Below are 26,264 nucleotides of genomic sequence, written 5' to 3' on the forward strand. Positions count from 1 at the left end.
CATCATGAGGTTGTCGCGAAAACCTGGCGGAAAGGTGAGGGTCATGCGGACCACGTCGGTGCCCGCCCCCACGTCCGGGGAGACCTATCGTCCGATGGTCAACCTCGACCGCGCCAGCCCGGTGCCGCTCTACCACCAGATCTCCTCGGTGCTCCAGGCGGCCATCGTCTCCGGTGAGCTCGCGCCGCACGCGCGCATCGAGAACGAGCTGGCGATGGCCGACCGCCTCCAGGTCTCCCGCCCGACCGCGCGCCGGGCGCTCCAGGAGCTCGTCGACAAGGGACTGCTCGTCCGCAAGCGGGGCGTGGGCACCGAGGTGGCCCCGGAGATCATCCGCCGCCCGGTCGAGCTCACCAGCCTCCACGACGACCTCGCAGCCGCGGGCCGCGAGCCGCGCACCGACGTGCTCGACTACGAGGTGCGCCCGGCCGACGCGGAGACCGCCGCCCGGCTCGGCATCAGCCCCGGGCAGGACGTCGTCCATGTGCGCCGGCTGCGCTACGCGGACGGTGAGCCGCTCGCGCTGCTCACCAACGACATCCGCGCCGACCTCGCCCCCGGGCGCGAGGAGCTCGAGCACGAGGGCCTGTACGCCGCGCTGCGCGAGCGCGGCGTGCGGCTGCGCCTCGCGCACCAGACGATCGGCGCCCGGCAGGCGACCGCCGCCGAGGCGCGCGTCCTCCACGAGCCGGCGCGCGCCGCCGTCCTCACGATGGAGCGGGTGGCGATCGCGGACACGGACACCGTCGTCGAGGTCGGCACGCACATCTACCGGGCCTCCCGGTACACGTTCCAGACCAGCCTCGTCGCCCGCTGAGGCGGGCGGCGCCCCGGGAGGCGCCGCCCGCCCGGCTCAGCGGGTGCTGCGGAAGCGGCGGACGAGGAGCGTCGCCGCGCCCCCGACCAGCGCCAGCGCGAGCGCGACCAGCGCGACGACGCCGACGTCCGCACCGGTGGACGGCAGGCGGCCCGGCCCGGCGGCCGGCGGGTCGGCCGGGTCTGCCGTGGGCGCAACCGTGGCGCCGCCGCTCGGGTCGTCCGTCGGGTCGTCGGTGGGCGCGTCGGTCGGGGGCTCCTCCGTGGGCACCTCGGCCTCGACGACCGGGAAGTACCACGCGTTGACCCCGCCACCGGTGGCCTGGAGCGTCACGTCGCCCGCGGCCTGGCGGTCCGCCCCGTCGGCGGCCTGGAAGGACACGAGGACCGAGCCGTCGGCGCGCAGGTCCTCCAGCGCGTCGGCGTCGAGCTCCACGCTCAGCGTGCCGGTCCCGGGGCCGACCTCGGTGCTCCCGGCGCCGAGGAGGCGTCCGCCCATGTCCGGTGCCCACGGCGCCGCTGCGCCGTCGGCCTCGGAGCAGGCGGAGAAGCCGAGCTCGTCACCCTCACAGCTCGACACCCAGACCGGGACCATCTCGAGGTCCCCCGTCCACACGAACGCGCGGACGGTGCCGGGCACCGAGGACTCCAGGGTGAGCGTCACCGACGGGTTGCCGATGGTCACGTCGCTCACCGTGAGCGCGTCACTCGCGGGCAGGCCCGAGATCGTCACGCCCCGCACCGCGGACTGGTAGATCGTCTGCGGGGACTCCACGCCCATGAGCGCGGTGTCCGGGATGATCGGCTCGGCCGGCTCCGTGGGCCGGTCGGCCGGCGGGGTGTACCCCTGGAGGTACGCGTGGCCCCAGCGGTAGGGCTCGGACTGCTGGCTCCCGAAGGGCGACCACGCCGTGCGGGTGTCGCCGATGAAGTCCTGGTTGTCCGCGTCGTAGGGCGTGACGTTGAGCCCGAGGAACTGCGGGTCGACGTCGTTGGTCGCCGCGTCGCCCGTGGGCGCCGCGCTCGTCGGGCCGACGGCGGCGGGCAGGTTGGCGAGCGGGATCCTCGTCTCCACCGTGTAGGAGCCGCCCTCGTAGCCACCGTCCGGGCCACGGGTCACGCTCACCGCGACCTCCTGCCCGGGCGAGTTCGGGCCCTGCTCGACCGTGTCCGCGAGCGGACCGGAGGAGAAGCCCTGGTGGTTGTCGGCGTCGCGGCTCCAGCACGGCCCGTCCGGGCCCTGGCCGGCGGCGCCGGTCGGGTCGTCGGTGAAGGGCAGGATGCCGGACTTGAACGTCGTCGAGGTGTCGCGGGACGTCGCCTGCGGGTCGAGGAGCACCTCGACCGAGTCGACGAGCCAGTGCCCGAAGCAGCGCTCGGGGGTGGCCGCCGCGCTCGCGACGTCGTCGACGACGTGGGCCAGGACGTAGAGGTCGTCGCCCGACCAGGCGAGGCGGGCGTAGCTGCCGGCGCCGCAGTCGGTGCCGTCGGGCTCGCAGGCCGCACCCTCCCAGCGGCGGCCGATGTCGATCGGCTCGCCGTAGCCGTCGTCGGGCTGCCCGTCGACGACGGGCGCGTCCGCGGCGCCGGGGACGACGGTGGTCGGCACGACGTACATCCGCAGGTTCTCGGTGCTCGTCACCCCGCCCGCCGTCGTCGTGATCGGCAGGTCCACGGTCTGCCCGCCGGGTGCGGCGGGGTCGGTGTGGGTGAGGGTGAGCCCGACGGTCGTCTGCGCCCCCGGCGCGAGGCCGGTGAAGGGCACCGACGCGGGCTCGACCGTGAACGGCGCGGGCGCGGTGAGCGTGACCTCACCGTCCTGCGGGACGGTCGTGCGGTTGGTGACGACGACGGGCACCGTCACCGACTCCCCCGCGCCGATCCGGCTCTCGGCCGCGGACCGGCCGCCGACGCCCGTGAACGTCTCGGCCCACTCGTCGTACTCCGAGAAGTTGCCCCAGCGCTCGAAGCGACCCTCGACGCCCGGGACGAGGTCCACGCGCATGTCGTTGTACGCGGTGACCGTGCCGTTGTCGAAGCTGGCGGCCAGCCGGTAGCGCCCGGTCGCGGCGTCGGCGGCGGGGGTCACGGTGAAGGTGGCGCTCGCGTCCGCGGCGCTCGTCACGGGGCCGAGCGGCTGCGGCGCGGAGACCTCCCAGCCGGCGGGGACGGTGAGGGTGACCTCCCCGGCGGCGACGGTGCCGGCACCGGCGCGGCTCTCGACGGTCACCTCGAACGGGACGCCGGGCGCCTGGACCTCGTCGGCCGCGAAGGAGAAGGTCGACCCGAGTGGCATGCCGCCGGGGTCGGGGATGACCGAGCCGAAGAGGATCGCGTCGTCGCGGGCGTTCTCCGGGGAGCCGTTGGGCTGGAAGGGCACCTCGGAGTGCGCGATGCCGTAGCGCAGGCACTGCGGCTCCCAGATCCCGGTGTGCTTGACGCGCGCCTGGGTGGGGTGGGCACGGTTGCCCTCGCGACCCACCTGCGCCCAGGTCTGCGCGGTGCCGGGCTCCTGGCCCTGGACGTTGCCCGGCAGCCACGTGTAGGGCGAGGGGTAGCCGCTCCACGTCCCGACGACGGTGAACGGGTTGGTCGGGGCGGGGACGAAGCCGGCGTTGCAGCTCGGCCCGTTCGTGCCGCCCTCGCCCTGCGTCGAGGCGCCGGAGGTGACCATCTTGACCTGCCACACGTCCACGGCGTCCGGCCCGGTGAGCTGCTCGGGGAAGGCGTTCGGGTCGGCGGCCATCTGGGCCGCCTCCCAGACGACCCGCCCGGCGTACTGGTGGTTGCCGTGGCCCACGGCCAGGGAGGGCGAGAAGCCGGTGAGGATCTCCGGCTGGGTCTGGCGGATGACGTGGACGACCTGGCGCTGGACGCGCTCGGAGCCCCACACCTCCTCGGTGAGGGCGGCGGAGGTGTTGTAGAAGAAGTCGACGGCGTCGATGTTGTAGATGTCGACGGTGCCGGAGCGGTAGTGGGAGGCGCGGTCCTCGTTCTCGCGCCGCAGGCCGAGCGCGGGGCCGGCCTCGTCGCCGACGGAGTTCGAGCCGCCCTCCCCGCGGGTGAGCATGATGATCCCGCACTCCACGCCGTAGCGGTCGTTCCAGACGCCGCACGGCGTGGTGAACCCGGCGTCGTCGTCCGGGTGGGCCCAGATGCCCATGACGTCGATCTTGTTCGGTGAGACCTCGGTGGCGATCGAGGGTTCCCCCACCGTCAGCGGTGGCGGCGCGGTGTCACCGGCCGCCGTCGGGACGACGGCTCCCAGTGCCAGCGCGGCCAGCGCGGCTGCGGCCATGCCTCTCTTCACGAGTACCTCCAGGTCGGGCAGACGGCAGCGTCTGCACGTGACGCCCATCACTATGTACGGACAACCTAACGAGGCAGTGCGTGCAGGTGCAAGCATCTGCTCACTTCCTGAGCAGAGCCGCGCACCGGCGAGCGTCAGTCCTTGACCGCGCCCTCGAGCATCCCGCGGATGAAGTGGCGCTGGAGGAAGAGGTAGAGCACGACCATCGGCAGGGCGACGAGCACGGCGCCCGCGGCGAGCAGCACGGTGCCCTGGGTGTACTGGCCCTGGAAGAGCGCCAGCCCGAGCGGGGCGGTGCGCAGCTGGGCGTTGGGCGACATGACGAGCGGGATGAGGAACTCGTTCCACGTCCACATGAACGTGAGGAGGACGAGGGTGACGACGGCGGGCCGCGCCACGGGGATGAGCACCTGCCACAGCACGCGGTGGTGCCCGGCGCCGTCGAGGCGGGCGGCCTCGATGATCGAGCGGTTGGCGCCGCGGAAGTAGGCGCGCATCCAGAACGTCCCGAAGGCGACCGACTGCGCGATCTGCGGCAGGGCGATCGCCCAGATCGTGTTCGTCAGGCCGACCGCCTGGAAGTCGAAGAACAGCGGGACGACGATCGCCTCGGTCGGGATCATGATGCCGATGAGGAAGGTGTAGAAGAGCACCTGCGAGCCGCGGAACTCGAACGCGCCGAAGGCGTAGCCGGCCATGATCGACAGCACCGTCGCGCTCGTGACGACGAGGGCCGCGATGAGCACCGAGTTCGTCATGTACTCGCTGAAGCGGCCCTGCTCCCAGGCGCGGGCGAAGTTCTCCAGGTGCAGCGGGTCGCCGGTGGCGGCGTCCTGCGGGGTCTCGGGCCCGAGCGCGGTGAGGATGATCGCGACGATCGGCGTCAGCGCGAACGCGGCGAAGACGATGAGGATGACGTAGTTGCCCAGGCGCTCCCCGGTGGAGACCCTCATCGCTCGCGCTCCCCGATCCGGTTGACCGCCAGGTTGATGGCGAAGATGAGCGCGGTGAGGACGACGGCGACGGCGGCCGCCGAGCCCACGTCCCCCTCGCGGAAGGCGCGCTGGAATACCGCCCAGCTGGGCACCGTCGTCGAGGTCCCGGGCCCGCCGCGGGTGGTGACGTAGACGAGGTCGAAGGTCTTGAGGGCGGCGATGATCGTCAGCGTGAGCGCGACGACGATCTCCGCGCGTACCGAGGGCACGGAGATGGAGAAGAAGGTGCGCACCGCGCCCGCGCCGTCGAGGGTCGCCGCCTCGTAGAGGTCCTTGGGCACGCGTGCCATGCCCGCCATGAGGAGCACGGTGACCAGACCGGTCGACACCCATGTGCCGATGAACCCGACGGCGGGCAGCGCCCAGGTGAAGTCGCCCAGCCACCCGCGCGCGAGCGTGCCCAGCCCCACGGCCTCGAGCGCCGAGTTGAGCAGTCCGTCGGGGGCGTAGATCTGCCGCCACGCGACGGCGACGACGACCATCGCGATGACCTGCGGCAGGAAGACGACCGTGCGGAAGAACGCCAGCCCGCGCACCCGGGCGCGCACGAGCACCGCCGCGAGCACGAGCCCGATGCACACCGGCAGGACGGCGAAGAAGAAGATGAGGACGAGCGCGTGCCAGAAGGCCTCGCGCAGCTTCGGGTCGGCGACGACGTCGACGTAGTTCTCCAGGCCGACGAACGTCGCCAGGGACAGCCCGTCCCAGTCGTACAGGGAGATCTGCACGGACCGGCCCAGCGGGTAGAGCAGGAACAGCGCGTAGACCACGAAGGCCGGCGCGAGGAAGAGGTAGGGGGTCAGCCCGAAGCGCCCCCGCGCCCGCGGGCGACCCTTGCGGGCCGCCCGCGGGCGGAGAGCCTTCGGGGGCTGGGCGCTCATCTCACTCCGCCGAGGTCACGAACTCGCTGTAGTCGGTCTCGAGGGCGGCGAGCAGGCCGGCGGCGTCGAGCTGGCCGCCGAGGAACGCCTGGAGGTTCTGCCCGAGGGTCTCGCTCATCGTCGGCGTGGCCCAGTCGAGGTAGGGCACGAGCGCGCCGTCCTCGACGACCTCGCCGTAGGCGGCGTAGATGTCGGCCTGCAGGCCGCCGTCGGGCATGTGCTCCGCGGTCTCGACCACCGGCATGTTCCCGGTCTCGGCGAGCACGGCCATCGCGTCCTCGCTCGTGATGAAGTCGATGTACGCGGCGCCGACGTCCGGGTTCTCCGAGGCGGAGGTGACGGCGAAGGGGATGCCGGTGCCACCGGTGGTCACCTTGCCGGCGCCCTCCTCGACGGGCGGCGGGGCGAAGAAGCCGACGTCCTCGCCCATCGCGGCCTCGATGTCCGGGCCGAGCCAGGAACCGGCCATGAGGTAGACACCCTCACCCTCGGTGAACGACTGCCACACGGCGTCGTAGTCCGCGCCGTTGAAGCCGTCGTTGAAGTAGCCGGCCTCGACCCACGAGGCGAGCTCCTCGGCCGCGGCGAGGTTCGCGTCGGACTCCCAGCTCGCGCCCTCGTTGCCGAAGCCGAGCGAGCGGATCTCCTCGGGGTCCACGTGCGCGCCCTGGACGGGGCCGAAGATGTGCGCGGCGGGCCACTGGTCGAGGTTGCCGAGCAGCAGCGGGGCCTCGCCCGCCTCGGAGATCGTCGCGAGCTGCTCACCGAACTCGGCCCACGTCGCCGGGACCTCCAGGCCGAGCTCCTCGAGCTTGGGCTTGGAGTAGTAGATCCCCACGACCTCGCCGACCTGCGGGAGGCCGAAGACGGAGCCCTCGCCGAAGGTCACGCCGTCCTCGGAGTAGCGGGTGTTCTGCAGCACGGAGTCGGGGAAGCGCTCGGCCCAGCCGTACGCCTCGGCGTACGGGTCGAGGTTGAGCAGCTGGCCGGCGGCGACGTACTGGCTCATCTGCGAGCGCGAGTTGTTCACCTGCGTGACGTCGGGCGCGTCGTCGCCGGTGAGGGCGAGGCGCAGGGTGGTGGTGAGGTCGTCGTTGGACTGGGTCACCCGGTCGATGGTGACGTTGGGGTAGGCCTCCATGAAGGCGGCGTTGAGCTGCTCCATCTGCTCGTTCTGCCCGCCGCGGACCTCCTGGTCCCACACGACGAGCGTGACGTCGCCGAGCTCGGAGATGTCGGTGACGACCTCGTCGGCGGTGGGGGCGGAGGCGGTGTCGGTGGCGTCCTCGTCACTCGACCCGCCGCTCCCGGGGGTGCACGCGGCCAGAGCGAGCGTGGCGACGGCAGTGGTGAGGACGACGGTGCGACGACGTGTTCGTTGTGGACTCATGTGCTGATTCTCCTTCGTTGTGGGCGGTACTCCACCCGCAGGGTGAGATCTTCGTCGATTCTCGGTCAGAGATCGGACTCCAGCGCGAAGGTCGCGTCCGCGCGGCGGGTGACGCGACCGGGCCGGGCCGGCAGGACGTCGGGCAGGAACCGGTAGTGCTCGTGGAGGGCGGCGGCGGCCGGGTCGCCCTCCGCGCGGGCCGTCTCCAGGCGGGCCCACCAGTCGTGGAGGTCACCGATGCCGGGGGCGGCGAGCGAGCCGCCGAGCGCCTGGACCGCGAGCCCCGAGCACAGCGAGGCGAAGCGCAGCCGCTGGGCGAGCGGCCAGTCGAGGAGGGACCCGCGGGCGAAGGCGGCGAGGAAGACGTCGCCGGCCCCCGTCGGGTCGACCGCGTCGACGTCGAGCGCGGGGACGTGGCACTCCTCACCCGTCGCGGAGTCGAGCGCGATCGCGCCCTCGTGCCCCATCGTCACGACGACGAGCGGGACGCGGTCGGCGAGGGCGCGGGCAGCCTCGCGCGCCGAGTCGGTGCGCGTGTAGGCCATCGCCTCGGCGGCGTTGGGCAGGAACGCGTAGCAGTCCTCGAGCGCGGACAGCTTGCTGTGGTCCCACTTCTCGGTGGGGTCCCAGCCGAGGTCGGCGAAGACGCGCGCACCGGCGGCGGCGGCGCGGCGCCACCAGCGCTCCTCGGCACGCTCGTCGTCGAGGTCGATGATGACGGCGCGCGCGGGGGGCGGGTCGCCGATGAGCTCGTCGTAGCCGAGCGTCAGCGGGTGGCCGTGGGTGATCATCGACCGGTCTCCCCCGTAGGCGAGGGAGACGGTGACCGAGGTGTGCTGGGGCAGCCGGACCGAGCGGGACAGGTCGATCGCCTCGTCGGCGAGGATCTCCCAGCACCAGCGGGCGTAGACGTCGTCACCGAAGCCGGTGGCCAGGCCGGTCGCCAGGCCGAGCCGGCTGGCGGCGACCGCGAGGTTGGCGATGCCGCCGGGCAGGGAGCCCATGCCGCTGGCCCACACCTCCGTGCCGGGGCGCGGCACGGACGGGAGCCCGGAGAAGACGATGTCGAGGAAGAGTGGCCCGGAGAGGAAGACGTCGAGGACGTCGACCTCCGGCTGCTGGGCAGCGGCCTCCTGGACCGGAGCCTCCTGGACACCCGGCTCGTGGGTCACACCGTGCTCCTCTCGGTCGCGGACGGCTCCGTCCGCGGGCATGCTGCGCGATCCATGTTCTGACATTCTATGCACACTAGTGCCCGGTCCTGCACGGTTCTGATAGCGTCGCTGGCGTGTTGACGACGACCCGGCGGGACGCGATCCTCGCCGAGCTGCGCGACCACGGCGAGGTCGCCGTCGCACATCTTGCCGAACGTTTCGGGGTCAGCACCTCGACCATCCGCCGCGACCTCGACCTCCTCAGCCGCCAGGGCCGCCTCCAGCGGGTCCGCGGCGGCGGCGCCGTCGAGCCGGACGCCCGCCCCTTCGAGCTCGTCGCCGGTGACCGCACCGCGGGCCGCGAGCGCCTCGGCGCCCTCGCGGCGCGGCTCGTCGCCGACAACGACGTCGTCGTCCTCGACATCGGCACCACCGTCGCGCAGGTCGCCCGCCACCTGCGCGGGCGGCGGGTCACCGTCGTCACCGCCTCGCTCGCCGTCGTCGACGTCCTGCGCGACGACCCCGTCGTCGAGCTCGTCGTCCTCGGCGGCGTGCTGCGCCGCTCCTACCTCTCCCTCGTCGGCGCCCTGCCCGAGCAGGCGCTCAGCCAGATCACCGCCGACGTCGCCTTCCTCGGCACGAGCGGCGTGCGCGACGACGGCGCCGTCCTCGACTCCACGAGCATCGAGGTGCCGGTCAAGCGCGCGATCGTCGCCGCGTCCGAGCGCCGCGTCCTCGTCGCCGACGACGACAAGTTCCCCGGCTCCGGGCTGCTCGCCGCCTTCGGCCCGGAGGACGTCGACACCCTCGTCACCAGTCCCGAGTCGAGCTCACCCGGGCTCGACGTCCTGAGGTCCCGCGGCACGGAGGTCATCACCGAGTGAAGCTCACCGTCATCGGGGGAGGCGGTTTCCGCGTCCCCCAGATCTTCCAGGCGCTCTCGGCCGGCGACGCGCGGCTGCGCGTCGAGGAGCTGTGGCTCCACGACGTCTCCGCCGAGCGGCTCGACGTCATCGGCCGCGTCCTGGAGCAGCTGGCCGGCGAGCTCCCCCGACCGCCCCGGGTGCACACGACCACCGACCTCGACGCCGCGCTGCGCGACGCCGACTTCGTCTTCTCCGCGATCCGCGTCGGCGGGTCGGCAGGGCGGATCACCGACGAGCGCACCGCGCTACGCCTCGGCGTGCTCGGGCAGGAGACCGTCGGGCCCGGCGGCCTGGCCTACGCGCTGCGCACCGTGCCCCACGCGCTGCGGCTCGCCGAGCGCATCGCCGCGCAGGCGCCGCGGGCCTGGACGATCAACTTCACCAACCCGGCGGGCATCCTCACCGAGGCGATGCGCACCGTGCTCGGCGAACGTGTCGTGAGCATCTGCGACACCCCCATCGGGCTCATGCGCCGCGCCGCCACCGGCGTCGGGCGCGACCCGCGCACCGTGGACTTCGACTACGTCGGTCTCAACCACCTCGGCTGGCTGCGCACGCTCGTCGTCGACGGACGCGACGTCCTGCCCGAGCTCCTCGCCTCCGACGAGCGGCTCGACGCCATCGAGGAGGCGCGCCTCTTCGGCTTCGAGTGGGTGCGCGCGCTCGGCGCGATCCCCAACGAGTACCTCTTCTACTACTACCTCCACCGCGAGGCGATGGCCCGCCTCACCGGCGACGAGCCCACCCGCGGGGAGTACCTCGACGCCCAGCAGTCCCGCTTCTACGCTCGGGCCGCCGCCGCCCCCGAGCATGCCCTCGAGCTGTGGGACGCCACCCGCCACGAGCGCGAGTCGACGTACATGAACGAGTCGCGCCCGCCGCAGGAGCGCCACGGCCGGCGCGCCGAGGACGTCGAGGGCGGCGGGTACCAGGAGGTCGCGCTCGACCTCATGACCGCGCTGGCCACCGGCGAGGCCGCGACGATGATCCTCGGCGTCGGCAACGACGCGCGCGGCGACGGCAGCCTGCTCGTCCCCCAGCTCACCCCCGGCGCCGTCGTCGAGGTGCCGTGCGCGGTGGACCGCGATGGCGTGCACCCCCGCGCCATCGCCCCGCTCGACGGCGAGATGGCCGGGCTCATCACGACCGTCAAGGCGAGCGAGCAGCTCGTGCTCGCGGCGCTGGAGCAGGGGTCGCGCGAGCTCGCCTGGCGGGCGTTCGCCAACCACCCGCTCGTCGACTCGATCGCCGTCGCCCGGCAGCTGGTCGAGGACTACTGCGCCGCCATGCCCGACGTCGCCGCCCGCCTCCACTGACCCGCCCACCCGCCGAGCGCGATCGAGCGTCCGACCGCGGGCGGGGACTTACCCAGCTAGCCCTCTGGGACGCCCCTCAGCACCCCCGGACACCCCGCGCACGAGGCGGCCGGCCCACAAAAGGGCGTCCCAGAGGGGGCGGGGGTTACGGCGCCGGGGTTCCCGACATCGTCGTCGGCCCGCGCTCGACGGAGCGGGAGAGCCACAGGGAGACGAGGAGCGCGGCGCCCCACAGGAGGAACAGCGGGTCCCACAACCAGGCGTGGCCGACCATCGCGGCGCGGTTGTAGGTGCCGGGCTCGGCCGTCAGCAGCACCGCGTTGCTCACGACGACGTTGACCCCGCCGTAGACGACGAGCCCTGCTCCGCCCGCCCAGCACAGTGCGCGCCACACGCGCGCCGGGCGCAGCCGGCCGCGCTCGACGGCCACCGGCACGAGCGCCGCCACAGCCTTCGCCAGCGCGATGCCGGCCAGCCCCCACGCCGCGGCGACCGGTTGCGAGCGACGGAGGTCGACCGCCCACTGCCCCACGGTGTCCAGGAGCCACTCCCCGCCGACCGCCCAGTAGGCGCTGGCAGCGGCATGGACGAGCCCGACGGCGCACGCAACCCACAACCACGCGCGCGCCGTCCGGTCGGATGAGGACACGGCACGAGCCTGCCCCGCGCGCCCGCCACGCGCCAGGCCTGCGCGCAGGATCCAGCCCTCGGCGTGGGGGCGGAGGAGGGCAGCACAGGCGCTCATGCACACCCGCGCGTCGTTCGCGTGGACTGACCACGATATGAGACGCTTGTCGGGAAGCTGACGGCACCGGCGTCTCAGTGATGGCGGCACCGTCGACGTCTCCGGCCTGTCCGGCCGGGTCACCGAAGGGAAGTGGTACCACCATGCACACAACCATGCTCGGCGAGGACTTCGCACGGAGCATGAACGTCCCGCTGGCCGACTTCGTCTACCTCCAGCGACAGCCGGCCAGCCTCCCACGACGTCGCGGCCGCAGGCTCCACCGCCTGCTCCGGGTCCGCACCGGGGGGCCGCACAGCGCGAGGCGCGAGGCAGCCCTCCGCACTCGCTGACCGTTCAGGGCCAGGCGCCGGCGGAAGGCCTCCGGCGCCCGGCCCCTCACCGTCCTCCCCGAGCGACAGTGACCATCTCCCACGGGCGACGTCGGACGCCTCCACGAGCGACCCGGAATGGGACGAAAAAGGCATGACACTCCCGGCGACCTGCTGCCACGCTTCTCGAATGGCCGTCCCACAGACGCACTAGCAGACCCCGTCGCCGCAGGGATCACGACGACGAGGTCACGATCCCAGCGTCCCCCAGCGGAGCCATGCCGTCAGCCCGACGGCCCACACATCCACACCTTTCAGGGGAGAGTCATGTCGTCCATCATGCTCGGCGACCTGTCTGCCAGCAGCATGGGAATGTCGTTGGCGGACTACGTCCACCTCCAGCGCCGCCCGGCCACCCGCGTCCTGCGGGCCCGTCGCGGACGCTGGGCGGGAGTCGCTCCGCGCGCGGCCGTCCGCAACGTGTCACTGCCGCGCGAATGAGGCCCCGCGCCCACCAGGGCCCGGCACGCTGAGGCGTGCCGGGCCCTTCGTCTGTCCCCGCCTCTCCCCCGCACCTTCTCCCCGCCGCGCGCTGGATCGGGCGCGTGAGTGTGCGAGATCCAGCGCTCGACGCGGGAGGGCAGGGGGTCAGGAGGGTGAGGGGGGTTCGGACGGGGGCGGGAGGGCGTCGGTGAGGCGGCGGGCAAAGCGGGCGAGGAGGTCGGTGACCTCGGGGGTCGCGGACACGGTCCACGCGACGTCGAGCGGGATCCAGCCCGGGCCGTAGAGGAGGTCGGCCAGCGAGGGGCCGCCGACCGGCCAGTCGCTGCCGCCGCTGTCGTTCGCCGTCGCGCCCCTCGCCCACACCCCGAAGGCGCGGCGCGTCTCCTCGAGCGGTTGGTCGAGGTGAATCACAGCCTCGAGCGGATAGCTCGCCTCGGTGTCGGAGACGAAGACCATCTCGGTGGCGTCCTCCACGGGGAGCTCACGGGCTGTGAACCTGGCCCCCGTGCGCAGCAGGCGGGACATGCGGTCCAGCCGGAAGGTGCGCCAACCGGCGCGGTCGACGTCCCAGCACACGAGGTACCAGCGCGGGCCGTTGGACACGAGGGTGTGGGGCTCCACGTTCCGCGTGCTCTCCACGTCGAGTCCCGAGACGTAGGCGAAGCGCACCCGCTCGTGGTCGCGGCACGCGAGGGCGAGCTCGGCGATGAGGTCCGGGTCCACGCTCATCCCCCGGCCCCCGGCAGCGACCGCGTACTCCTGGAGCGCGGAGACCCGGCGACGCAGGTGGGCCGGCAGCATCTGCTCGAGCTTGACGAGCGCGCTCAGCGCCGTGTGCTCCCCCAGGCCCTGGACCGCCGCGACGCGCAGGCCGACGGCGATCGCCACGGCCTCGTCGTCGTCGAGCAGGAGCGGGGGCAGCCGGGTGCCCGCGGCGAGCTGGTACCCGCCGTCGACCCCGGGCCGGGCGTGGACCTCGTAGCCGAGCTCGCGGAGCCGGTCGATGTCGCGGCGCAGCGTGCGGTCGCTGACGCCGAGGCGTTCGCGCAGCTCCCTGCCCGGCCAGGACCGGTGGGTCTGAAGGAGGGACAGCAGGCGCAGCGCCCTCGTCGTCGGATCGGACATGCCACGCAAACTACGCCGAGATGCGGCCAGGATCTGTCCGCATCGGTTCCTAGGGTCCCTCCCATGACTCCGATCATCAGCACACGGGGACTCACCAAGACCTTCCGCCGCAAGGGCGGCGAGGAGGTCGTCGCGGTCAGCGACCTCACCATGGACATCGACGCCGGCTCGCTCACGGCCTTCCTCGGCCCCAACGGCGCAGGCAAGTCGACCTCCCTTCGCATGCTCACCACCCTCCTGCCCCCGACGAGCGGGGAGGCGACCGTCTGCGGGCACGACATCGCCCGCGCGCCCGGCGCGGTGCGGCGGTCCATCGGCTACATCGGGCAGAAGAACGGGGCGGGCCAGTACTACCGGCTGCGCGACGAGCTCGTCTCCCAGGGCGCCTTCTACGGCCTGGGCCGCGTCGAACGACGCCGGCGCGCGGACGAGCTCATCGAGATCCTCGACCTCGGGGAGCTCACCGGCCGCACGACCATGACCCTGTCCGGTGGACAGCGGCGGCGCGTGGACATCGCCCTCGGCCTCGTCCCCGCCCCGCAGCTCCTCTTCCTCGACGAGCCGTCCACCGGCCTGGACCCGCAGTCCCGCGCCCACCTGTGGGACCACATCCTCACCCTGCGCGAGCGGTACGGGATGACGCTCCTGCTCACCACCCACTACCTCGACGAGGCGGACCGCTTCGCCGAACGCGTCATGGTGGTCGACAACGGCCGCCTCATCGCCGACGACACCGCCGCCCGGCTCAAGGCCGACCTCGCCGGGGACCGGGTCGTCCTCGTCCTCACCGGCGACTCCCCCGACGACGGCGTGCTCGGCATCGTGCGCCGCGTCTCCGCCCGCCCCGACGACGTCGAGCACGCCCTCGTCGCGGAGACGGACGGGACGGCGGTGCGCTACTCCGTCGTCGTCGACCACGGGGACCGGGTGCTGCCCGGCCTGCTCGCCGCGCTCGCCGCCGACGGGCACGACGTCCGGGCCGCCGAGCTCCACCAGCCCACGCTCGACGACGTCTTCCTCGGGCTCACCGGCCGCAGCCTGCGCGAGGAGCAGGCGACCGCCACCGGCGACCCCACCCCGTCCCCCGCCCTCACCGGAGGTGTGGCATGAGCACCACGAGCATCGTCCGCGACACCGGCAACGTCCTCGTCCGCGAGCTGTGGCCGGTCCTGCGCGACCCGTTCAGCGTGATCTTCTCCCTGCTCCAGCCGCTCGTCTTCCTCGCCTTCTTCGGCCCGCTCCTCTCCGGGACGACCGGCCTCCCGCTCGCCGAGTCCTTCCAGTGGTTCGTGCCGGGCATCATCGTCATGAGCACCCTGTTCGGCACGGCGATGGCCGGCTCCAACCTCCTGTTCGAGCTCCAGTCCGGCTCCCACGAGAGGATGCTCGTCACGCCGGTGGCCCGCCCCGCGTTCATGGTCGGCCGCGCGCTGAAGGAGATGGTGCCGCTGTCCGTCCAGGCGGTGATCATCACGCTCGTCGCCGCCGCGTTCGGATTCCGGCCCAACGTGCCCGGGATGGCGCTCGGACTCGTGCTGCTCGCCGTGCTCGGGATCGGGCTCGGCGCCCTGAGCTACTCACTCGGGATCGCCGCGCGCGAGCGGGACTGGATGTTCTGGGCGGTCCAGCAGGCGCTGATCTTCCCGCTCATGATCCTGTCGGGGATGCTCCTGCCGATGGAGTCCGCGCCACGGTGGATGCAGGTTCTCGGCCAGGTGAACCCGCTCACCTACGTCGTCGGGGCGGAGCGGGCGCTGTTCAACGGGCAGCTCGGGGAGCCGGCCGTGTGGCAGGGCGCGCTGGCCGCCGTCGTCCTCGCGGCGCTCGGGCTCACGCTGGGCATCCGGATGATCCGCCGGAGCATCTGAGTGTCGGCGGGCGCGGTTACCGTAGTGAGGTGCAGCTGAACGAGAGCGACGCCCGGGCCCTGGTCCGGCTCTCGCTCCCCTCCGACGTCGCGCTGCGCAGGCTGGTCGACCCCGGCACGGTCGGCCGCGGCCTGGAGTACGCGCGGCGCGGCATGGTCCAGCGGATGCACGTCGACCCCGACCAGCGCGCCCTGTTCGCCACCGTGCGCGGCAGCGGCCCGCTGCCCTACCAGACCTTCGTCCTCGTCACCGGCGAGGAGCAGGTCCAGCTCCACTGCACCTGCCCCGTCCGCCTCGACTGCAAGCACGCGGTCGCCACCGTCGTCGCGGCCCGCGAGGCCGCCGGCGGCGGGGGCACCGCGGACTGGGAGCGGGCCCTCACCGGCGCCGTCGGCGACGCCGAGGAGGAGACCGGCGAGCCGCTCGGGCTGCAGCTCGAGAAGGTCGTCGGCAAGGGGTCCGCGGCGGGCGGGAACCGCACCGCCGCGCGGGTCCGGCTCATCCCGGTCGTCCGGGGCGTGCGGGACACGTGGGTGCGCACCGGCGTCACGTGGGCCAACGTCCGCTGGTCGTGGGGCCGCTTCGCCCCGGCGCACGTCGAGGCGCTGCGCGCGCTCGTCGCCTCCCACCCCACCTACGCCAAGCACGTCTACCTCGACGAGCTCGGCTCGGCGGTGTGGGCGCTGCTGCGCCAGGCCGTCGAGGCCGGGATCGCCCTCGTCCCCCACCGCGGGATCGGCGGGGAGGTGCACCTCAGCACCACCCCCGCCGAGATCACCCTCGACGTCGCCGCCCACCCCGTCCTCGACGGTGTGCGCGTGTCCCCCACGGTCACCGTCGGCGGGCGCACGGTCGGCGCGCACGCCGTCGCGTTCGTCGGCCACCCGGTCCACGGCGTCGCGGTGCACGACGACGGCCTGCTCCTCGCCCCGCTCGCGCGCCCGCTGCCCGCCGGGGCCTCCGAGCTCGTCACCGGCGCGCCGCTCCACATCCCGCACGACGGCGTCGAGCGCTTCCGCCGCGACTACTACCCGCGGCTGCGGCGACTGCTGCCGGTGCGTTCCTCCGACGGCGCCGTCGACCTGCCCGACGTCCTCGCCCCGGTGCTCGCCCTGGACCTCACCCACGAGCCGGGGTTCGTCGTCCGGCTCGCCTGGTCCTTCCGCTACCGCACCGCCGAGGGCAGCACCGACGTCCCCGTCGGCACCCCGGTCGAGGTCGACGCCGTGCCCGCCGGCTGGGTGCGCGACGTGCCGCGCGAGACGCGCCTGCTCGAGGAGCTCGTCCTGCCGGCTGGGTACCCGCAGCTGGGCGCCACCCCGCCCGCCCGCGGCCCGGTCCCCTCCGCCGAGCTCGCCGGCGTCGCCGCGGCGCGCTTCACCACCGAAGGCCTGGCGCTGCTGCGGGCCGAGAACCCCGCCCTCGTCGTCGAGGTCCACGGCGACGTGCCGGACTACCGGCAGGCCGACGTCGCCCCCACGATCCGCCTGGCCGCCACCGACGCCCCCGGCGGTGACTGGTTCGACCTCGAGGTGGCCGTCGAGGTCGACGGCGAGCCCGTACCCTTCGGCCACCTGTTCCGCGCGCTCGCCACCGGTGAGGCCTTCCTCTTCCTGCCCTCCGGCGTCTACGTCAGCCTCGACCGGCCCGAGCTCGACCAGCTCCGCGCGCTCATCACCGAGGCCGGCGGTCTGCACGACGAGGAGTCCGGCACGCTGCGGGTCACCGCCTACCAGGCCGACCTGTGGGAGGAGCTGCGCACCCTCGGTGTGGTCGACGCGCAGAGCGAGCGCTGGCGCCGCACGGTCGAGGCGCTCGTCTCCGGCCCGCCGCCCGGGGAGGTCCCCGTGCCCGCCGGCCTGCGCGCGGAGCTGCGGTCCTACCAGCGCGAGGGGTTCGAGTGGCTCGCCACCCTGTGGGACGCCGGGCTCGGCGGGATCCTCGCCGACGACATGGGCCTGGGCAAGACCCTGCAGACCCTCGCCGTCGTCCAGCGGGCCAAGGAGACCGGCCGGCTCACCGCCCCGGTCCTCGTCGTCGCGCCCACGTCCGTCGTCGGCGGCTGGGCGGGCGAGGCGGCCCGGTTCACCCCCGACCTGGTCATGCGCACCGTCGAGCAGACGGCGAAGAAGGCCGGGGTGCCGCTCGCGGACCACGTGGCCGGGGCCGACGTCGTCGTCACGTCCTACGCGCTGCTGCGGATCGACTTCGCCTCCTACGACGCGCTCGACTGGTCCGCGCTCGTCCTCGACGAGGCCCAGTTCGTCAAGAACCACCAGGCCAAGACGCACGTGGCCGCACGGCGGCTCGACGCCCCGGTCAAGCTCGCGATCTCCGGCACACCGCTGGAGAACAGCCTCATGGACCTGTGGGCGCTGCTCTCCGTCACGGCGCCGGGCCTGTTCCCCGACCCGCGGGTCTTCGCCGAGCAGTACCGGGTGCCGATCGAGCGGGACAAGGACGACGCCGCGCTCGACCGGCTGCGCCGCCGCACCCGTCCCTTCGTCCGGCGGCGCACGAAGGAGGAGGTCGCCACCGAGCTGCCGCCCAAGCAGGAGCAGGTGCTCACCGTCCCGCTCACCCCGCGGCACCGCAAGATCTACGACACACACCTCGCCCGCGAGCGCCGCAAGATCCTCGGGCTGGTCGAGGACCTCGACAAGAACCGGTTCACCATCTTCCGGTCCCTCACGCTGCTGCGCCGGCTCGCGCTCGCCCCCGGACTCGTCGACCCGGAGTACGAGGCGGTGGGCTCGAGCAAGGCCGAGGCGTTCCTCGAGCTGCTCGACGAGGTGGTCGCCGAGGGGCACCGCGCGCTCGTGTTCAGCCAGTTCACCGGCTACCTCGCGCTCGTGCGCGAGCGGCTCGAGCAGCAGGGCGTGGACTACTGCTACCTCGACGGCAGCACGCAGCACCGCGCCGCCCGGGTGCGGGAGTTCAAGGAGGGGCAGGCGCCCGTCTTCCTCATCAGCCTCAAGGCGGGCGGGTTCGGGCTCAACCTCACCGAGGCCGACTACTGCTTCATGCTCGACCCGTGGTGGAACCCGGCGGTCGAGGCGCAGGCGATCGACCGCACGCACCGCATCGGCCAGGACCGCGCCGTCATGGTCTACCGGATGGTGGCCGAGGGGACGATCGAGGAGAAGGTCATGGCCCTCGCCGACCGCAAGCGCGAGCTGTTCGACCGGGTGCTCGCCGGGGGCGGCGCCGCGACGTCCGCGCCGCTGAGCGCGGAGGACATCCGCGAGCTGCTCACCGACTGACCGGCCGGCCTGATGACCGGCGTGGTCAGGCGAGGTCGGCGGAGTGGAGCCGCGGCGGGATGTGGGCGCCGTGACCGGCGGCGTGCAGCTGCTCGCGGACCTTCTCGGCGGCGGCGTCGAGCTCCTCGGCCGGCACGTCGGTGCGCGCGGGGTCGAAGCGCAGCGAGGACTCGTCCCACGCGGGCAGGACGTGCAGGTGCAGGTGGGGCACCTCGAAACCGGCGACGAGCAGCGCGGCCCGCGGCGCGCCCCACGCCGCCTGCTGCGCCCGGCCGATCGCCTTGGCGACGGCGGTGAGGTGGGCGAGCAGCTCGTCCGAGGCCTCGGTGAGCTGCTCCACCTCCGCCCGCGGGACGACGAGCATGTGCCCGTCGGTGATGGGCGCGATGGTCGAGAAGGCGACGCACTCGTCGTCCGCCCAGACGAACCGGCCCGGGATCTCCCCGGCGATGATCTTGGTGAAGACGGTGCTCATGACGCCCAGGGTAGCCACGTACGATGCTGGGCGACACGGAGGGACGGCATGCCACCACAGGACCAGCAGGTCTCGACGCGGACCGCGGCGGAGGCCTGGGAGGAGCTGTTCCGGGCGCAGGTGACGCTCATGCGCCGCTTCGAGGCCGGCGACGACTTCGCCCCGCTCACCTCCCGCGAGTACGACGTGCTGTTCCAGCTCAGCCGCGGTGAGGGCAGCGCCATGCGGATGCGTGAGCTCACCGAGCTCATCCTCCTGTCGCAGCCGAGCCTGTCGCGGATGGTCGACCGCTTGAGCGCGCGGGGACTCGTCGAGCGCCGCGCGGCGCCCGACGACGGCCGCGGCGTCGTCGTCGCCCTCACCGAGGAGGGTGCGCGGCTGCAGCGGGAGATCGGGCGCGCCCACGTCCGCTCGATCCGCCGGTATGTCGGCGGGGCGCTCGACGAGGACGAGCTGCGCACCCTGCAGCACCTCGCCCACAAGCTCCGCACCGCCCAGCGCACCCTGTAACCGGGCGCGCCGCACTCCCCCCTCCCAACCCCCCCTCTGGGACGCCCCTTGCGTCCCGGGGACGCCCGGTGCGACGCCGCGGACGGACGCAAAGGGGTGTCCCAGAGGCAGGAGCGGGCGCGGCTCCAGGGTCCGCCGGTCGGCCCGCGACCCGCCGGCGCTCTCGGTCCTGCCCGTCGACGTCGTCCTCGGGGACGCCCTTTTGCGGGCTCCGGGCCTCGTGCACGGGGTGTCCGCGGGCGCTGAGGGGTGTCCCAGAGATCTAGGGGGTTAGCGGGTGATCCAGACGGCGGCGACGGCGGGGTCGCCGAGCTCGACCCGGGCGGGCTGCGACTCCCCGGGCTGGGTGACGGCGAAGAGCGTGGTGCCGACGTACGGCCGGGTCTCGACGACCTCGACGTGGGCGTCGAGGTTCATCCCGACGTCGGCGAGGTGGCGCAGCACCTGCGGCTCCGCGTCGGAGATCCGCACGATGCGACCGCCCTCGCCGGCGGGTGCCTCGCCCAGCGGCCGGGTGGGCGGCAGGGAGACCTCGCCGGACGCGCTGGGGATCGGGTCGCCGTGCGGGTCGCGGACGGGGTGCCCGAGCAGCGCGTCGACCCGCTCGATGAGCAGGTCCGACACGGCGTGCTCGAGGACCTCGGCCTCGTCGTGCACCTCGTCCCACTCATACCCCAGGTGCTCGACGAGGAGCGTCTCGATGAGGCGGTGCCGGCGGACCATCGCCAGCGCCGCCTCTCGCCCGCGGCCGGTGAGCGAGATGCCGCCGTAGCGCTCGTGGTGGACCAGGCCCTCGTCGGCCAGGCGCCGGACGGTCTCTGAGGCGGTCGACGGCGAGACACCCATCCGGGCGGCGAGCGCGCTCACGCTCGTCGCCGGACCGCCCCACTCGACGGCGGCGTAGATGGCCTTGAGGTAGTCCTGGGAGACGTTCGAGGTGGGCAGCCGGGTGCCCGCGTCGCCGGTCACAGGATCAGCATCCACTGGTCCCAGAAGACGATCCCGATGAGGAGGAGGACGACGGCGTACCAGACGCCGATGACCAGGCCGCGGTCCTGCACGAGGAAGCGGCGCAGGCCCTCCGGGGCGGGCAGGTGGCCCGCCTGGAAGCCGCGCGCCAGGACGTTGACGACGATCGGGATCGTCACCGTCCAGACGACGAGGCAGTAGGGGCACAGGGCGTGCAGCTCGGTGAACGCCTGGTACTGGAACCAGGTGATCCACACGCCGGCGAGCACCGAGCCCACCATGAGCGCCGCCCAGTAGAACCGGGGCAGCCGTCCGCCACCGAGGAGGATGAGCCCGGTGGCGGTGAGGACGGTGAAGGCCATCGTCCCGAGGATCGCGTTCGGCGGGCCGAGCACCGAGGCCTGCCAGGACAGGACGAACTTGCCGCAGCCGATGATCGGGTTGATGTCGCAGGCGAGCGCGGCGCCGGGGTCCCGCAGGAGGGTCTGCTGGGACAGGATGAGCATGACCGAGGCCCACGCGCCGAGCGCGCCGCCGACGGTGAGCAGCCAGCCGAGGCCACGGGGTGCGCCCCCGGCGAGCTGGTGCTCGGTCGGCCGGGTGCGGTCGAGCCGCGCGAGCGCCTCCTCCTCGGCGAGGAGCTCGTCGTCGTCGAGGTCGTCCCCGCCGCTCGTCACCGGCTGCGTGCTCATCTGCGCTCCGTTCCCGTCGGGTCCTCGGTGGACACCCGGGCCCCAGTATCCCCGCCCGTCGCCGCCGCGTCAGCAGCCACCGGGAAGCGGTACCAGCGGCCGAGCTCGACGCCGCCCTCGGTGTCGATGCTGATGACGCGGTAGTCCAGCGGTCGTCCGCTCGCGGCGTCCACCCGCAGCACCGTCATCTCGGCGGTGCCGTTGAGCGGGCCGATGGTCGTGCCCCCGGAGGCGCCCGCGGAGCTCGCGCTCACGTACCGCGTGCCGGCGCCGTGGACCTCCGGGCCCTGCCGCCGGTGCCAGTGCCCGGACAGCGCGAGCTGCGCGCAGCCGTCGTCCAGCGAGGGCAGCGCGGCGCGCGGGTTGTGGACGAGCAGGAGGTCGACGCCGCCCGTGTCGCACGCGGTCCGGGCGAGCCGGTCGGCCATCTCGGTGACGCTCTCCTCGCGCTCGGGCTGGGTGCCCTCGCCGATCGAGGTGAGGGTCGGGTCGGTGTCGCCGAGCAGGCTCACCCCCGCGACGTCGACGACGTCCCCGCCGAGCACGGTGTACCCGGCGGAGCGCATCTGCTCGGCCGTCGTCACCGAGTCGTGGTTGCCGGTGGACACGACGATCGGCGCCTCCTCCAGGACGGCGTCGGCGAAGGCGTTGACGCAGTAGGACTCCACCGGCGTCCCGCTCATCACGGTGTCCCCGGTGTCGAGCACGGCCTGGGCGCCGCTGAGCCGGACCGCGGCCGCGATGACGGACGCCATCCCGACGTTGCAGTGGAGGTCGCTCACCTGGAGGAAGGTCACCGGCTCCACCCGGACGGGGGTGGCGGTCGGATCCGGGGTCGGCGAGGGCGTCGCGTCGGACTCGTCCATGGGGACGACGGTGGCCCCGTCCGCGGGGGGCGCGGTGGCCCCGTCCGCGGGGGTCGCGGTGGCCTCGTCCGCGGGAGTGGCGGTGGGCGCGGCGGTTGCGCCGTCCTGCGGCTCGGTGACCGAGGGCCCGTCCGCGGGCTCCTCGCCGTCGGTCGCAGGCTCGCCGTCCGCCGCGCCGGCGGGGGTCGGGTCGAGGATCGGGATGCCGGGCGGGCGCACCGGCGCCCGGTCTGCGGCGTAGGCCGCCTCGAGGTTGGCGGTGACCGTGTCGTAGAACGCCTCGTTCTCCTCGTAGGCGTCGACGAGGTAGCCGCCGTAGGTGTCGAGGAGCTGGGCGATGCGCCCGGTCATCCGCAGGTCCTCCATCGGTGTCCCGGCCAGCGCGCGGATCGTCGTGCCCTCGGCCGGGCGGTCGGTGATCGCGCGGACGGTCGGCACCGCCGCGAGCGTGAGGACGAGGACGCCGGCCAGCGGCACGACGCCCGGGCGCCGCGCCGCGATGGCGAGGTCCTTGCGCAGCAAGCCGCCGGAGGCGAGCCGCCCGCCGGCGATGACGACGAGGAGGACTGTCCACGCGAGCACGGTGCGGCCCACGGCGTCGCGCACGAGTGCGTGGGCGGCGTCGGCGACGACGGCGTTCGGGTGGGAGACCACCTGGGCGTAGGCGGACAGGTCGCCGGCCAGGCCGGTCACCGGGTTGGCGGGGACGGCGGCGAGCTCGGCGGGGATCTCCTGGACGACCACCTCCACCCCGAGGGGCCAGGGCAGCGGGGAGTCCAGGTGGACCGACCCGAGCGGCCCGAGGTCGACGGCGACCTCGTCCTGCGTCGTGATCTCCCAGTGCGCCGCGTGCGGGCCCAGGGAGGAGTCGGCGGAGGCGGTGAGGACGCCGAACGCCGCGGCGGCGACGAACGTCACGACGAGCGCGAGGCTCGTGCGGATGACGCGTCGCGTCGTCGTGGTCTGGCGGTGCCACCAGGGCCACCGGCGGCCGTCGGCCCGCGTCTCGTCGTCGTGCTCCATCGCCGCCATTGTCTCCCCAGCCGGCAGTTCGCGTGACGGCGGCCTCAGGATGTGGTTGTTTTGCTGCCGGACACGCGAGCGCAGGGAGCGAGCATGGGTGACGAGATCTCCGGGACGACCTTCACCCGGTCGGACCACGCCCTGTACCGGGCGAAGATCCGCCGCTGCCTCGACACGCTCGAGGCGATGCTCGACGCGAAGGTCTTCCTCGAGGACGAGTGGCGCACCGGGCTGGAGATCGAGCTCAACCTCATCGACTCCGAGATGCGCCCGTTCTACGGCAACACCGAGGTCCTCGACCGCATCTCCGACCCGCTCTACCAGACCGAGCTCGGCAAGTTCACCATCGAGCTCAACGTCGAGCCGCGGCAGATCGGCGGGCAGTCCCTCGCCCAGCTGGAGAGCGCGCTGCGCCGCAACCTCAACCGCGCCCGGGACCGGGCCGGGGACGCGGGCGCCGACCTCGTCATGGTCGGGATCCTGCCCACTCTGCCCGCCCCGCCCGCGGGCCGCGCCTGGTTCACCGACAGCGACCGGTACCGCGCGCTGGACGAGTCGATCATGAGCGCGCGCCGCGAGGACATCACGCTGCGCATCAGCGGCAAGGAGCCGCTGTCGCTCACCCTCGACTCCATCGTCGCGGAGGCCGCGTGCACCTCCACCCAGTTCCACCTCCAGGTCTCCCCCGACCGGTACGCCGCCTACTGGAACGCCGCCCAGCTCATCGCCGGCCCGCAGCTCGCGCTCGGCGCGAACTCCCCGTTCCTCTTCGGCCACCACCTCCAGGCCGAGACCCGCGTGGAGACCTTCCTCCAGTCGACCGACACCCGCTCGGTCGAGCTGCGCAACCAGGGCGTGCGCCCCCGCGTCTTCTTCGGCGACCGCTGGATCACGTCCATCTTCGACCTCTTCGAGGAGAACGTGCGCTACTTCCCCGCGCTGCTCCCGGTGAGCAGCGACGAGGACCCGGCCGAGGTGCTCGCCGCGGGCGGCACGCCCTCGCTGGCCGAGCTGCGGCTGCACAACGGGACCATCTACCGGTGGAACCGGCCGGTCTACGACGTGCAGGACGGGCGTCCCCACCTGCGCGTGGAGAACCGGGTGCTGCCCGCCGGGCCGAGCGTCGTCGACACCCTCGCCAACGCGGCGTTCTTCTACGGGGTCGTCGTCGAGCTCGTGGCCGACGAGCGTCCGCTGTGGTCGCGCATGTCCTTCGACGCCGCCCGGGAGAACTTCCGCGCCGCGGCCCGCGACGGCATCCACGCCCGGCTCTACTGGCCCGAGCTCGGGGAGGTCGGGGCCGACGAGGTCGTCCTCGGGACGCTGCTGCCGATCGCCGCCGCCGGCCTCGAGCGTCTCGGCGTGGGCGGCGAGCTCGCCGGGCGGGCGCTGGACATCATCGAGGCGCGGGCCAGGTTGCGTCGCAACGGCGCGACCTGGCAGGTGGCCGCGGTCCAGGCCCACGAGGCGCGCGGGCACGACCGCAAGGAGTCCCTGCACCTCATGCTGCGGGACTACGTGCAGGTGATGCACGGCAACGAGCCCGTGCACACCTGGCCCGTCCCCTAGCGAGGGAGGACAGAGCGGCGGCACCCCCGCCCGGGCGCCGCCGCGGCTCAGCCCTCGAGCGACTCGAGGAAGGCGTGCAGCTCGTCGTAGGCGCCGAGCAGGCGCGTGGCCCGTCCGCGCAGACCCGCGTAGACCTCGCGGGCGTCCGCCGGGACCTCGATCGGGTCGGCGACGTCCCCGGCCGGGCTGAGCAGCTCCAGGCCGGCCGCGAGGGACTCGACCTGGCCGGTCGCGTGGAGGGCGAGGATCGCCGAGCCGAGCGCCGAGCCCTCGGCGTCGTCGGTCGGCACGAGCGGGCGCCCGATGGTCGCGGCCATGATCTGGCGCCACAGCGGGGCACGGAACACCCCGCCCGTGCAGCGGACCTCGGTCACCGGCGTGACGTCGTCGAGGACGTCGACGATGCTCGCCATCTGGAGGGCCACCCCCTCGATCGCGGCGCGGATGAAGTGCCCGCGGCCGTGCGCGTGGCGCACGCCGAGGAAGGCGCCGGTGAGGTCCGGGTCCCACAGCGGTGCCCGCTCGCCGAGGAGGTAGGGCAGCATGACGAGCCCGTCGCTGCCGCACGCGACGGCCTCGGCCAGCGCGAGCACCTGACTGTCGCGCTCCGGGTCGGCCGGGATGTCCGGGGCGTAGACGTCGCCCGCCCAGCGGGCCACCACTCCCCCGTTGCTGATCGCCGCGCCGACCACCCAGGCGTCCTCGGTGAGGGCGTAGCAGAACAGCCGCCCGCCGGGGTCGAGCCGCGGCTCGGGCACGATCGTGCGCACCGCGCCGCTCGTGCCCATCGACAGCCCGGCGACGCCCGGGGCGATCGCCCCGGTGCCGAGGTTGCCGAGCGGCCCGTCGGTCGCGCCGACGTTCACCGGCACCCCGGCGGGCAGTCCGACGCGCGCGCCGGCCGCCGCGGACAGCTCGAGCAGCGCCGTCGTCGGCAGCACGTCGGGAAGCTGCTCGCGGCGCACGCCCGCGAGCTCGAGGGAGGAGGGTGCCCACGTGCGGGTGGCGAGGTCGAGCAGCCCGGATGCCGACGCTGTCGACAGCTCGGTGACCAGCCGGCCGGTGAGGTGGAGCAGGACGAGGTCCTTGAGCCCCACCCAGTGCCGCGCCCGGGCGGCGGTCGCAGGGTCGTGGCGGGTGAACCACCGGAGCTTGACGAGGGGGCTCATCGGGTGGACGGGCGTGCCCGAGCGGTGGAGCAGCTCGGTGGCCCTGCCCTCGGCGCGCAGCGCCGCCGCCTCGGCGTGGGCGCGGGTGTCGGCCCACGTGACGATGTCGGTGACCGGCACCAGGTCCTCGTCGAGGCCGAGCAGGCCGTGCATGGCCGACCCCACCCCGATGACGTCGACCTGCCGGCCCGCGCACGCGGCGACGACCTCGGCCAGCGCGCCGTCGACGGCGTCGAGCACCATCCGCGGGCTCTGCACCTGGTGGCGCGGCTGCGGCTCGGACAGGCGGTACTCGCGGAACGCCGCGGTGCGCCGGCCCGTCGCCGGGTCGACGGCGATGACCTTCGTCGTCGTCGTCCCGACGTCCACCCCGATGACGATCCCCAC

Annotated in this window: 20 protein-coding genes; 8 read left to right on the forward strand and 12 right to left on the reverse strand. The window is 73.7% G+C overall.

What is annotated here, in order from left to right; all coding sequences use genetic code 11:
- Nucleotides 1-43 precede the first annotated feature (43 nt).
- Nucleotides 44-817, forward strand: coding sequence for a GntR family transcriptional regulator (locus FE251_RS10030; protein WP_139073301.1), 774 nt, complete (start codon nucleotides 44-46; stop codon nucleotides 815-817).
- Between the two features lie 36 nt (nucleotides 818-853).
- Here FE251_RS10030 and FE251_RS10035 read toward each other — a convergent pair whose 3' ends face one another.
- The 5 genes from FE251_RS10035 to FE251_RS10055 form a co-directional block, all read right to left on the reverse strand.
- Nucleotides 854-4,114, reverse strand: a complete 3,261-nt coding sequence (locus tag FE251_RS10035; RefSeq protein WP_139948680.1) for a PIG-L family deacetylase — start codon at nucleotides 4,112-4,114, stop codon at nucleotides 854-856.
- A gap of 146 nt (nucleotides 4,115-4,260) precedes the next feature.
- A complete protein-coding gene (locus FE251_RS10040; RefSeq protein WP_139948681.1) occupies nucleotides 4,261-5,079 on the reverse strand; it encodes a carbohydrate ABC transporter permease in 819 nt (272 codons plus the stop codon).
- Nucleotides 5,076-6,002, reverse strand: coding sequence for a carbohydrate ABC transporter permease (locus tag FE251_RS10045; protein WP_139948682.1), 927 nt, complete (start codon nucleotides 6,000-6,002; stop codon nucleotides 5,076-5,078). The genes FE251_RS10040 and FE251_RS10045 overlap by 4 nt, the downstream gene beginning before the upstream one ends.
- A gap of 1 nt (nucleotide 6,003) precedes the next feature.
- The gene (locus tag FE251_RS10050; protein WP_139073309.1) at nucleotides 6,004-7,392 is read right to left on the reverse strand and encodes an ABC transporter substrate-binding protein; all 1,389 of its coding nucleotides are present in this window, start codon (nucleotides 7,390-7,392) and stop codon (nucleotides 6,004-6,006) included.
- Between the two features lie 65 nt (nucleotides 7,393-7,457).
- On the reverse strand, nucleotides 7,458-8,564 hold the full coding sequence (locus FE251_RS10055) for a PfkB family carbohydrate kinase (protein WP_230976391.1): 1,107 nt from the start codon (nucleotides 8,562-8,564) through the stop codon (nucleotides 7,458-7,460).
- Between the two features lie 116 nt (nucleotides 8,565-8,680).
- Here FE251_RS10055 and FE251_RS10060 point away from each other — a divergent pair, with 116 nt between their 5' ends.
- Nucleotides 8,681-9,430, forward strand: a complete 750-nt coding sequence (locus tag FE251_RS10060; RefSeq protein WP_139073311.1) for a DeoR/GlpR family DNA-binding transcription regulator — start codon at nucleotides 8,681-8,683, stop codon at nucleotides 9,428-9,430.
- Nucleotides 9,427-10,788: a 6-phospho-beta-glucosidase gene (locus FE251_RS10065; protein ID WP_139948684.1), complete on the forward strand. Its 1,362-nt coding sequence runs from the start codon at nucleotides 9,427-9,429 to the stop codon at nucleotides 10,786-10,788. Before FE251_RS10060 ends, FE251_RS10065 begins: the two co-directional genes overlap by 4 nt.
- A gap of 145 nt (nucleotides 10,789-10,933) precedes the next feature.
- Here the strand turns inward: FE251_RS10065 and FE251_RS10070 are convergent, their stop codons facing one another.
- Both FE251_RS10070 and FE251_RS10075 read right to left on the reverse strand, forming a co-directional pair.
- Nucleotides 10,934-11,437, reverse strand: a complete 504-nt coding sequence (locus FE251_RS10070) for a DUF3995 domain-containing protein (RefSeq protein WP_230976392.1) — start codon at nucleotides 11,435-11,437, stop codon at nucleotides 10,934-10,936.
- 1,055 nt (nucleotides 11,438-12,492) lie between these two features.
- Nucleotides 12,493-13,473, reverse strand: a complete 981-nt coding sequence (locus FE251_RS10075) for a helix-turn-helix transcriptional regulator (protein ID WP_139948686.1) — start codon at nucleotides 13,471-13,473, stop codon at nucleotides 12,493-12,495.
- A gap of 72 nt (nucleotides 13,474-13,545) precedes the next feature.
- On the opposite strand from FE251_RS10075, the gene FE251_RS10080 reads away from it, so the two are divergent.
- From FE251_RS10080 to FE251_RS15945, 3 genes are read left to right on the forward strand one after another with little or no spacing between them, the layout of a single operon-like run.
- On the forward strand, nucleotides 13,546-14,583 hold the full coding sequence (locus FE251_RS10080) for an ABC transporter ATP-binding protein (RefSeq protein ID WP_139073335.1): 1,038 nt from the start codon (nucleotides 13,546-13,548) through the stop codon (nucleotides 14,581-14,583).
- Nucleotides 14,580-15,341: an ABC transporter permease gene (locus FE251_RS10085; protein ID WP_139073316.1), complete on the forward strand. Its 762-nt coding sequence runs from the start codon at nucleotides 14,580-14,582 to the stop codon at nucleotides 15,339-15,341. The genes FE251_RS10080 and FE251_RS10085 overlap by 4 nt, the downstream gene beginning before the upstream one ends.
- A 29-nt stretch (nucleotides 15,342-15,370) precedes the next feature.
- Nucleotides 15,371-18,604, forward strand: coding sequence for a DEAD/DEAH box helicase (locus FE251_RS15945; RefSeq protein ID WP_223147529.1), 3,234 nt, complete (start codon nucleotides 15,371-15,373; stop codon nucleotides 18,602-18,604).
- 25 nt (nucleotides 18,605-18,629) lie between these two features.
- On the opposite strand, the gene FE251_RS10095 is transcribed toward FE251_RS15945, so the two are convergent.
- A complete protein-coding gene (locus tag FE251_RS10095) occupies nucleotides 18,630-19,079 on the reverse strand; it encodes an HIT family protein (protein ID WP_139073317.1) in 450 nt (149 codons plus the stop codon).
- Nucleotides 19,080-19,127: 48 nt separating this feature from the next.
- Here FE251_RS10095 and FE251_RS10100 point away from each other — a divergent pair, with 48 nt between their 5' ends.
- The gene (locus FE251_RS10100; protein ID WP_139073318.1) at nucleotides 19,128-19,589 is read left to right on the forward strand and encodes a MarR family winged helix-turn-helix transcriptional regulator; all 462 of its coding nucleotides are present in this window, start codon (nucleotides 19,128-19,130) and stop codon (nucleotides 19,587-19,589) included.
- Between the two features lie 270 nt (nucleotides 19,590-19,859).
- Here FE251_RS10100 and FE251_RS10105 read toward each other — a convergent pair whose 3' ends face one another.
- Genes FE251_RS10105 through FE251_RS10115 form a run of 3 tightly spaced genes read right to left on the reverse strand, consistent with a single transcriptional unit; the run spans nucleotide 19,860 to nucleotide 23,139 of the window.
- On the reverse strand, nucleotides 19,860-20,582 hold the full coding sequence (locus FE251_RS10105) for a metal-dependent transcriptional regulator (protein ID WP_456237489.1): 723 nt from the start codon (nucleotides 20,580-20,582) through the stop codon (nucleotides 19,860-19,862).
- Nucleotides 20,555-21,250, reverse strand: a complete 696-nt coding sequence (locus FE251_RS10110) for a vitamin K epoxide reductase family protein (protein ID WP_139073319.1) — start codon at nucleotides 21,248-21,250, stop codon at nucleotides 20,555-20,557. Before FE251_RS10110 ends, FE251_RS10105 begins: the two co-directional genes overlap by 28 nt.
- Nucleotides 21,247-23,139: a metallophosphoesterase gene (locus tag FE251_RS10115; protein WP_139948688.1), complete on the reverse strand. Its 1,893-nt coding sequence runs from the start codon at nucleotides 23,137-23,139 to the stop codon at nucleotides 21,247-21,249. The genes FE251_RS10110 and FE251_RS10115 overlap by 4 nt, the downstream gene beginning before the upstream one ends.
- A gap of 93 nt (nucleotides 23,140-23,232) precedes the next feature.
- Between FE251_RS10115 and FE251_RS10120 the strand changes: the two genes are divergently transcribed.
- Nucleotides 23,233-24,708, forward strand: a complete 1,476-nt coding sequence (locus tag FE251_RS10120) for a glutamate--cysteine ligase (protein WP_139948689.1) — start codon at nucleotides 23,233-23,235, stop codon at nucleotides 24,706-24,708.
- Nucleotides 24,709-24,755: 47 nt separating this feature from the next.
- Here the strand turns inward: FE251_RS10120 and FE251_RS10125 are convergent, their stop codons facing one another.
- A complete protein-coding gene (locus FE251_RS10125) occupies nucleotides 24,756-26,264 on the reverse strand; it encodes a gluconokinase (RefSeq protein WP_223147530.1) in 1,509 nt (502 codons plus the stop codon).

The sequence above is a fragment of the Georgenia wutianyii genome (assembly GCF_006349365.1).
Classification (GTDB): Bacteria; Actinomycetota; Actinomycetes; order Actinomycetales; family Actinomycetaceae; genus Oceanitalea; species Oceanitalea wutianyii.

Coding starts and splice junctions, on each gene's coding strand:
- FE251_RS10100 (WP_139073318.1), top strand. CDS start 19,128: ATGCCACCACAGGACCAGCAGGTCTCGACGCGGACCGCGGCGGAGGCC.
- FE251_RS10030 (WP_139073301.1), top strand. CDS start 44: ATGCGGACCACGTCGGTGCCCGCCCCCACGTCCGGGGAGACCTATCGT.
- FE251_RS10085 (WP_139073316.1), top strand. CDS start 14,580: ATGAGCACCACGAGCATCGTCCGCGACACCGGCAACGTCCTCGTCCGC.
- FE251_RS10115 (WP_139948688.1), bottom strand. CDS start 23,139: ATGGAGCACGACGACGAGACGCGGGCCGACGGCCGCCGGTGGCCCTGG.
- FE251_RS10110 (WP_139073319.1), bottom strand. CDS start 21,250: ATGAGCACGCAGCCGGTGACGAGCGGCGGGGACGACCTCGACGACGAC.
- FE251_RS10050 (WP_139073309.1), bottom strand. CDS start 7,392: ATGAGTCCACAACGAACACGTCGTCGCACCGTCGTCCTCACCACTGCC.
- FE251_RS10035 (WP_139948680.1), bottom strand. CDS start 4,114: ATGGCCGCAGCCGCGCTGGCCGCGCTGGCACTGGGAGCCGTCGTCCCG.
- FE251_RS10040 (WP_139948681.1), bottom strand. CDS start 5,079: ATGAGGGTCTCCACCGGGGAGCGCCTGGGCAACTACGTCATCCTCATC.
- FE251_RS10075 (WP_139948686.1), bottom strand. CDS start 13,473: ATGTCCGATCCGACGACGAGGGCGCTGCGCCTGCTGTCCCTCCTTCAG.
- FE251_RS10045 (WP_139948682.1), bottom strand. CDS start 6,002: ATGAGCGCCCAGCCCCCGAAGGCTCTCCGCCCGCGGGCGGCCCGCAAG.
- FE251_RS10095 (WP_139073317.1), bottom strand. CDS start 19,079: ATGAGCACCGTCTTCACCAAGATCATCGCCGGGGAGATCCCGGGCCGG.
- FE251_RS10120 (WP_139948689.1), top strand. CDS start 23,233: ATGGGTGACGAGATCTCCGGGACGACCTTCACCCGGTCGGACCACGCC.